At 39.8% G+C, this 8,810-nt stretch carries 7 protein-coding genes; 2 read left to right on the forward strand and 5 right to left on the reverse strand.

Translation table 11 applies throughout. The features are described 5' to 3' along the window. Positions 1-263: 263 nt before the first annotated feature. The 4 genes from mbcS to ACYQY7_RS13230 all read right to left on the reverse strand — a co-directional run bounded on the left by mbcS (position 264) and on the right by ACYQY7_RS13230 (position 4,560). A complete protein-coding gene (gene mbcS, locus ACYQY7_RS13215; protein ID WP_461202733.1) occupies positions 264-1,838 on the reverse strand; it encodes an acyl-CoA synthetase MbcS in 1,575 nt (524 codons plus the stop codon). A gap of 127 nt (positions 1,839-1,965) precedes the next feature. After that, positions 1,966-2,160: a small, acid-soluble spore protein, alpha/beta type gene (locus ACYQY7_RS13220; RefSeq protein ID WP_461202734.1), complete on the reverse strand. Its 195-nt coding sequence runs from the start codon at positions 2,158-2,160 to the stop codon at positions 1,966-1,968. A 58-nt stretch (positions 2,161-2,218) separates the two neighbouring features. After that, positions 2,219-3,412 carry a tRNA uracil 4-sulfurtransferase ThiI gene (gene thiI / locus ACYQY7_RS13225; protein WP_461202736.1) on the reverse strand — a complete coding sequence of 398 codons (1,194 nt, stop codon included), beginning with the start codon at positions 3,410-3,412 and terminating at the stop codon, positions 2,219-2,221. After that, on the reverse strand, positions 3,409-4,560 hold the full coding sequence (locus ACYQY7_RS13230; protein WP_461202738.1) for a cysteine desulfurase family protein: 1,152 nt from the start codon (positions 4,558-4,560) through the stop codon (positions 3,409-3,411). The genes thiI and ACYQY7_RS13230 overlap by 4 nt, the downstream gene beginning before the upstream one ends. 177 nt (positions 4,561-4,737) lie before the next feature. Here ACYQY7_RS13230 and brnQ point away from each other — a divergent pair, with 177 nt between their 5' ends. Further along, a complete protein-coding gene (gene brnQ / locus ACYQY7_RS13235; protein WP_461202740.1) occupies positions 4,738-6,066 on the forward strand; it encodes a branched-chain amino acid transport system II carrier protein in 1,329 nt (442 codons plus the stop codon). Positions 6,067-6,087: 21 nt separating this feature from the next. On the opposite strand, the gene ezrA is transcribed toward brnQ, so the two are convergent. Next, positions 6,088-7,779 (reverse strand): septation ring formation regulator EzrA, encoded by a 1,692-nt coding sequence (ezrA, locus tag ACYQY7_RS13240; RefSeq protein ID WP_461202742.1) that lies wholly within the window; start codon positions 7,777-7,779, stop codon positions 6,088-6,090. Between the two features lie 163 nt (positions 7,780-7,942). Here ezrA and hisJ point away from each other — a divergent pair, with 163 nt between their 5' ends. Then, on the forward strand, positions 7,943-8,731 hold the full coding sequence (gene hisJ, locus ACYQY7_RS13245) for a histidinol-phosphatase HisJ (RefSeq protein WP_461202744.1): 789 nt from the start codon (positions 7,943-7,945) through the stop codon (positions 8,729-8,731). The last annotated feature ends 79 nt before the right edge of the window (positions 8,732-8,810 follow it).

Genomic DNA, 8,810 nt, shown 5'->3' on the forward strand with positions numbered 1-8,810 from the left:
AATTGTATATAGAGTTTTATGGATTTTTACAAAAATATTTTAACAGTTACTAACCCCCCTTTGTTTTTCTCTTTTGATAACACTTTATGGACATTTTCATATGTTTATGACTTTACATAACGAAAATACAAAAATGTAAGCGTTATCAAAACGAGAGATAAAAAATATTTCTTAATTTTAAGAAAATTCTAAAAGAATATTACACAAAATTTTTTTATTCGTCAAGCTTTTTTTCCGCTCCGAATGAATCGGAGCGGAACATGTTATTTTTGTACCGCTCTCATTTCGCGCTCGCGCAATTCAACGCGACGAATTTTCCCAGAGGTCGTTTTTGGCAAATCGTCGACAAATTCAATTTTGCGCGGATATTTATATGGCGCCGTTAGTTGTTTCACATGTTCTTGAAGTTGCGGAATTAAATTAGGATCATCTTTATCAACACCTTCTCGCAACACAATAAATGCTTTCACAACATGACCACGAATTTCATCTGGGCTTGCGACAACGGCACATTCTTTCACAAATGGATGTTTTACTAGCGCATCTTCTACCTCAAACGGACCAATCGTATATCCTGAGCTAATAATAATATCATCGCCACGGCCTTCAAACCAAAAATACCCTTCTTCATCTCTTTTCGCTTTATCGCCGGTAATGTAATATTCACCACGGAATTGCATCGCTGTTCGTTCTGGATCCTTATAGTAACATTTAAACAAAGCTGGCGTTTCAACATGAACAGCAATATCTCCGACTTCACCAACCGCACACGGTTCACCAAATTCGTTAATAATTTCAACACGATTGCCCGGTGTCGGTTTGCCCATAGATCCTGGCTTCACTTTCATTCCTTTCATCACTCCAACAAGCAACGTGTTTTCTGTCTGTCCATATCCATCGCGAACTTGAACGCCAAAATAACGCTCAAACGTATCGATCACTTCACGATTCAACGGTTCGCCAGCAGATACAGCACTATGCAAATGCGGTAATTTATATTGGGAAATTGTTGGAACTTTAGCCATGAGACGATATTCTGTCGGTGTGCAACAAAGCACGTTAATGTTATATTTCTCTAATAACTGTAAATATTTCTCTGGCTCAAACCGACCGTAGTACACAAACCCTGTCGCTCCAGAGCCAAGAGTCGATAGAAATGGACTCCACACCCACTTCTGCCATCCAGGGCTCGCCGTTGCCCAAACAAGGTTTCCTTCTTCAATACAAAGCCAATTTTTTGCTGCTGTTCGTAAATGGGCATATGCCCAAGCGTGCGTATGAACAACCCCTTTCGGATTTCCGGTCGTTCCTGATGTATACGATAAAAATGCCATATCCTCTCGCGACGTTTCTACAGCCATGAATGTATCGCTTTGCTTTACCATTTCGTCATGCAAATCGAGCCAGCGCTCAGTCGAACCGCCAACAGTAAAAGAAACGATATTTTCCATACCTTCAATTGAAGAAAATTGTTCAATATATGGAAAATACGCAACAACTCCTTTCACTTCCCCATGAGAAATGCGATATTGTAAATCTTTTGTGCGCAACATTTCAGAGCTCGGAATAACGACAAGTCCTGCTTTCAATGCTCCAATATATACTGCATACGCTTCTAACAAACGTGGGAGCATAATGAGCACTTTATCCCCTTTTTGTAACCCACAACTAACGAAAGCGTTTGCAATTTTATTCGCCTGTTTCATCAATTCAACATATGTAAGCTCTTTTGTTTCTCCTGCTTCACTTTCCCATATTAAAGCGATTCGGTTCGGATCATCTGCATACTTTTCAAATTCACTTGTCAAATTATACTTTTCTGGTGCGATTAAATTCATTTCCCTCTCCCCCTTAACTATATGATACAAGAAAATTATACAAAAAAATCGAATCGTTTTGTATAACTTTTCTAAAAATTTTTAAAAGACAAAAAACTCGGTAGAACGCGCTACCGAGTTTTGTTTATTATTTATTTTGACTACTTAGTTGTTGTTCTGCCATTTTCACGAGACGTTTTGTAATCTCCCCACCAACAGAACCGTTTGCTCGTGCAGTTGCATCTGGACCTAACTGCACACCAAATTCTTGAGCGATCTCGTATTTCATTTGGTCAATCGCTTGTTGCACACCAGGGACGAGCAATCGATTTCGATTTGCCATTCGTTTTCACCCCCTCGCATCTATATGTTGTGCAAAACGAATGGACTTCATACGTCATCTAAAAGAGCTCATCCAATGGTTGATCTGGTTTCAACGTAATCGTTTCGACGCGAGCAACCGTCTCCGCAATCATTTCGTCTAAAGGTAAAAACTGTTCATATTGAATGATTTTCTCTTTTTTCGGTTTCGTTTTCGGTGCTTTTGGAGTAAAAATTGTACAACAATCTTCATATGGACGAATGGAAATATGATGTGTCCCAATTCGTTCAGCAATTGCAATAATTTCTGTTTTATCCATTGAAATAAGTGGCCGAAGAATTGGTGTCGTTGTTACGTCGTTGACAACAACCATGCTCTCAAGTGTTTGGCTAGCTACTTGTCCTAAACTTTCTCCCGTCACGATCGCTAGTCCATTTTCCTTTTTGCGAATTTCATCTGTAATGCGCAACATCGCACGACGAGTGGAAATGAGGGAACAGTTTTCTGGCACCTGCTTATAAATGGCTTGTTGCAACTCGGTAAACGGCACAATATGAAGACGAATCGTTCCGCCAAATTCCGTCAAACGTTGTGCTAAGTCAATGACTTTTTGCTTTGCTCGTTCACTTGTAAACGGCGGGCTAAAAAAGTGAACAGCTTCAATTTGCAAGCCACGTTTCATTGCCAAATATCCCGCTACAGGGCTATCAATTCCACCAGAAAGCATGAGCATCGCTTTCCCACTTGTTCCAACAGGCAAACCGCCCGCTCCTGGTACGTCATATGCAGTAATGTACGTTCCTTCTTTTCGAACTTCAACACGAATATCAATGTCTGGATGGTGAACATCGACCGTTAAGCCCGTTGTGTTTTTCAGCACACAACTCCCAAGCTCATAGTTTAATTCATTTGTTGTAACCGGAAATTGTTTATCCGCTCTTCTAGCCGATATTTTAAACGTTTTCCCTTCATGCGGAAATTGTTTAACAAAAAAAAGTGTCGCTTCTTTTATTTTTTCCAAATCGCTCTCCGTTTTTAACGCTAAACTTAACGATTGAATACCGAACACTTCTTGCAATTTTTCAATGACAGGTTGCGGTGGTGTATGATGTAGGCGAATATACATCCGATCACGCAATGCTTCAATTTGAATATCAGGGAAATGTTGTAGTTTTTTCGCTATATTTCTTTTTAAACACCTCACAAATTGCAAACGGTTTTTTCCTTTTGTCGACATTTCACCGTAACGAATTACAATGTGATCGTACGTCATTTCGTTCCCCTCGCTACTATTTTTAATCGTTCGTATGCTCGTTCAATAGCTTCAACTATTATTGGAATGTGCTCCATTTGTTGTTCATATGATAAACTTATGCGAATGGAGCGCTCTGCCCGCGTTTTCTCAACTCCCATTGCTAACAACGTTTTACTTGGCGCTTTTTTACGGGACGAACAAGCTGATGTCGTTGATACATACATATGTTGTTTTTCCAGTTCGTGAACGAACGTCTCTGATTTGATTCCCTCTAAAGAAAAATGAATAATGTGTGGAGCAGATTGCTCTAACGGCGTGTGGACAAAAATGCCTTCAATCGTTTGTAAACGTCCGATGATCGCTCGTTTCATTTCCTCGAGTCGAGCATATGCTTCGCGATACTTTTCCATAGATAATCGTAACGCTTTCGCCATCGCAACAATCGCAGCTACGTTTTCTGTTCCCGAACGCAATTGCATTTCTTGTGCTCCTCCTGATAAAAGTGGCGAAAGACGCACGCCTTCGCGAACATATAAAACTCCTGCTCCTTTTAGCCCATGAAATTTATGAGCTGACATCGTGTATAAATCAACATTTCCACGTTTCAAATGAAGCGGCAGTTTCGCCGCACTTTGTACCCCATCAACATGAAACAACGCTTTTGGATATTTTTTTAACATTGCACCAATCTGTTCAATTGGTTGAATAGAACCTACTTCGTTATTTACATGCATAACAGAAACAAGAATGGTATCATCACGCAACGCTTGTTCAATATGTGCTACCGACACGATACCGCGTTCGTCAACAGGCACATATGTAACTTGAAAGCCGAATTGTTCAAGCTGTTTGCATGCTTCAATGACAGACGGATGTTCAATCGCTGTTGTAATGATGTGGCGACCACGTTGTTGATGTTGCCAAGCCACACCTTTAATGGCTAAATTGTTTCCTTCTGTCCCTCCAGATGTAAAAATCACTTCTGACGATTTCACCTCGAGCAGATGGGCAATTTGCTCCCTTGCTTGCGTGAGCAATCGCTCTGCTTGCATGCCTAATCCATGTAGTGAAGACGGATTTCCGAAATAATCGGTCGCTACTTTTACGAAAGATTGTAGCACTTCTGGAAACGGTTTTGTTGTGGCGCTATTATCTAAATACATCATCGCCCTTGCCTCCATTACATTCGTATACAAACAGCCTTCTTATATTATCACATCTTTATTCAAAAAAGGAATAATCAAAGAATATTTTAAAGATTGAAACTTTTGATAAAAACGACAAAATTTTTATTTTATATGGTAGTATATAGGCTGGTACGGAGACAACAAAGGAGGATCAGCATGTCGAAAAAAGATTTAATCGCTGTCGGTTTTATGTTGTTTGCTTTATTTTTTGGTGCTGGCAATATGATTTTTCCTCCTGCTCTCGGACAAGCGGCAGGGGAAAATATGTGGATTGCCATCGCTGGTTTTTTAATTACTGGCGTCGGACTTCCTGTTTTAGCCGTAAGTGCCATCGCAAGAACAGGAAGTGATTTACAACAATTAGCTAGCCGAGTTCACCCTGTATTTGGTGTCATTTTCACGGCTGTCATGTATTTAGCGATCGGTCCGTTTTTTGGAATACCACGGACAGGTACTGTATCGTTCGAAATTGGAGTAACACCATTTTTACCTGAAACGGTCAATCGTTCTATGGTGTTAGGAGTGTATACAGTAATTTACTTTAGCGTATCGCTTTGGCTAGCATTAAATCCGTCAAAATTAGTCGACCGAATCGGTAAGTTGTTAACGCCACTTCTACTTATCGGTCTTACTTTGTTTTTTATTAAAAGTATGTGGACACCTATGGGAGAGATCGAAAAACCAACAGATGCATACGCACATTCTCCATTATTCAAAGGATTTATTGATGGATATTTAACGATGGATGCCATTGCAGCGCTCGTTTTTGGCATTATTGTCATTCAAGCGATTGAGCAAAAAGGAATAACGAATAAAAAACAAATAACAAAACTTTGTATTCAAGCCGGTTTCATTGCTGCTTCTGGATTGACGCTCGTTTATTTATCGCTCGCTTTCATCGGTGCATCAAGCGTACAAGCGATCGGTTATCGCGATAACGGTGGGGAAATTATTAGCCAAGCCGCCACTTATTTATTCGGGCAAGCTGGTACAGTCATTTTATCGGTCATTATTATGCTAGCATGCTTAACAACGTCTGTCGGTTTATTATCATCATGCGCAAGTTATTTTTCGAAAATTTCGCCAAAACTTTCTTATCGAACACTTGTCATCGCGATGAGCGGCTTTAGTGCGATAATTGCAAACGTCGGTTTAACAAAGCTTATTTCATTATCCATTCCTGTGCTTATTATCATTTATCCGTTAGCCATTACTCTTGTCGCTTTATCGTTTTTACATGACTATTTTGGCGGCAAACAAACTGTTTATATCGGAGCGATGGTTGGCACATCCCTTGTTAGCATCGTGGATGGACTAAAAACAGCAGGATTGGACGTATCAGCGGTTTTACATGTATACGAAAAAACATTACCGCTCTTTGAACAAGGAATCGGATGGCTCACACCAGCGCTCATCGGTGGGGTGATTGGTTTATTATTTAACAAAACAAATCATGTTGCACGTACCGAAAAAAAGGCAAGTTAAAAACGAGTGAAGGAAATTCCTTCACTCGCTTTCTTTTAACCACTCACGAATGCGCTCAAATGCTCCTTCTTCCACTTGCTCTACCGCGGCAATAGCTTTTTGTAAAGCGAGTTCGTATTCGTATCGTCGAAATAGTTGTTCCGCTTCTTTTAGTCCCGCATTCACCGCATGAAAACGGCGGCGATAGCGGTTGCCGTATTGAATGACTTTTTCTGCTAATCGAGCCTGTTCAATCATTTCTTTTGTTTGGTCACATACATTTTCTACAAAAATAATCGCTTCGTCCAACGCTTGATGAACAGCTTCCATATTTAACGGCTTTCCATCTAGCGTAAGCGATACACGCGTTAAACTTTCACGAGCCTCACTTACTTGTAGCATATAAGGTTCTGGCAAACCAGGAAGTTTGCTTTTTTTCACAAGTCGCATCGCTTCCGACAATTGTTTTTTCATTTCTGTCAACTTCTCACGTGCCGCTAACTCATCTTTACGCAATGCATATAAATGTTCGCGAAATTGAACATGTTTTTCTTTCACCGTAGCAATTTGTGCCAAAATTTCCTCTAACTCTTCACGAATAAGCGAATAAGCTAAACGCTCTTCGATCATTTTCGTTTGAATTAACATAAATCGTTTCGTTAACTGTTGCACTTGTTTTTCAATTTGGCGATATTTATCAAGATCATTTTGCGATAAATGGTAGCTTTGCTGTACGAACAATGTTTCATCACGCGTTTCTCTCGTTTCTTCTTCTAACTCGTACAGCGTTTGCCCAATTTTTTCCGCTTCATCATGAACGAAACGTTCTGCATACACTTCTTTTTCTAACAAATCGTACAGCGTATCCACATCTTCTTGCGCTTCACGAAGCAGTTTTTCTGCTTCATCCACAGCCAGCTTCTCTAACAATGTAAGCACTTCGGATACTTTTCCGCGGATGGTTTCCACTTCTTTGTCAACTGGGAGATGGTCAAGCACATACCCCTTCTCTAACAGTTCACGATACCCCTCGACAATATTGTCAAGTTGTGCTGGAATTTCAACTTGCGCATCGCTTAACAACAGTGGAATATGTTCCATAAAACGATTTAATTCATTTAGTTCGTTTTGAATGAGTAATACGACTTCACGAGCCGCTAAATAATTCCCTTCTGTTGTTAACTGTTCAAATGTTTGAAATTGTTGATGAAGGGCATTTAGTCGCGCTTCAAGCGCAGCTTCTGTGCGACCAAATGTGTGGCGCTGGGTAAGCATCGCTTTTTTGATTTGGCGATACTTCTCTTTGAATCGCTCCATTTCCTCTCGATTTTTTTCTTCACTTCCGACTAATTCTTGTAACTCTAACAAAATGCGTTGAATATTTCCTTCAATATCTTTTAGCTGTTGCTCCGTTTGATGTAACGCCTCTTTCGCTTTCATAAACCGATATTTGACAACCGCTTCTTCAATATCAAACAACTTTTCTTCTATGTTCGGCAGTTGCACTGCAACGATATCGTCCCATTCATTTCGCCATTTTTCAAACAGCTGCTCTGTTTCCCCCATCATATTTAACGATTTAATTTTTGACAGTTCCTCGGGTACAGGGCGATTCATTAAAGAAATTTTCCATTGTTCTAATTGATCGATTTGTTTATATAAACGTTTTCGGTACACATATGTATATGTTAGTCCTCCGATGACGAGGAGCGTACTAATCGCTACAAATTCCATAATGGGCCTCCTTGTTGTCAAGCTTTCTTTTTTTATGGAGAAGGCATTTTCTTTTCAATGATTTTATGATACCATGTTAGCAACATTTTTTGAGCAAAAATTTTAATTTTTTTCCTAAAAAACGTGATTTTTGTCGAACTTTGCGCCTAAAGAGGTGAACAATGTGCGGGACGGACATATTCACACACCGTTTTGTCCTCATGGAAGCGATGATGCGCTGCATGCATACATCGAAACAGCCATTTCGCTTGGTTATACAGATATTTCATTTACCGAGCACGCACCGCTTCCGAAAGGATTTATAGATCCAACCCCTTATCAAGATAGCGCGATGAAAGAAGAACAGCTAGCATCGTACGTATCAATTTTACAATCACTAAAAAAACAGTACGAAAGACATATTCGTATCCGCATCGGATTAGAAGTCGACTTTATCGTCGGATATGAACAAAAAACGAAGGAATTTTTAAATGAAATTGGTTCACAATTAGACGATAGCATTTTATCTGTTCATTTTTTGCACATTGACAATCAGTACATGTGTATCGATTATAGCGAAGACATGTTTGGGGATATCGTTGCATCGTTTAGTTCAGTTGAACGAGTGTATGATGCGTATTATAACACCGTTCTCGCTTCTGTTGTTGCCGATTTAGGACCATATAAACCAAAACGTATCGGGCATATAACGCTCGTTCGTAAGTTTCATCGAGCATACCCGTGTAAATATGATGAGAACAAAATCATCACACGTATTCTAGATGAAATGAAAAATCGGCAATTGGAACTCGATTATAACGGGGCTGGTGCAGTAAAACCACTCTGTTTAGAGCCGTATCCACCTCATTGGGTCGTAAAAGAAGCAGTCAAGCGCGGTATTCCGCTCGTGTATGGCTCAGATGCCCACTCGGTTGCTGACCTTCACCAAGGAGTCGAACATATGTTGATGTAGAGGAGGTTAGTAACTGTTAAAATATTTTTGTGAAAATCCATAACACTCTATATACAATTTATAAAAAATTACAAGGCAA

It is taken from the genome of Anoxybacillus sp. TBDG-1, from assembly GCF_054815885.1.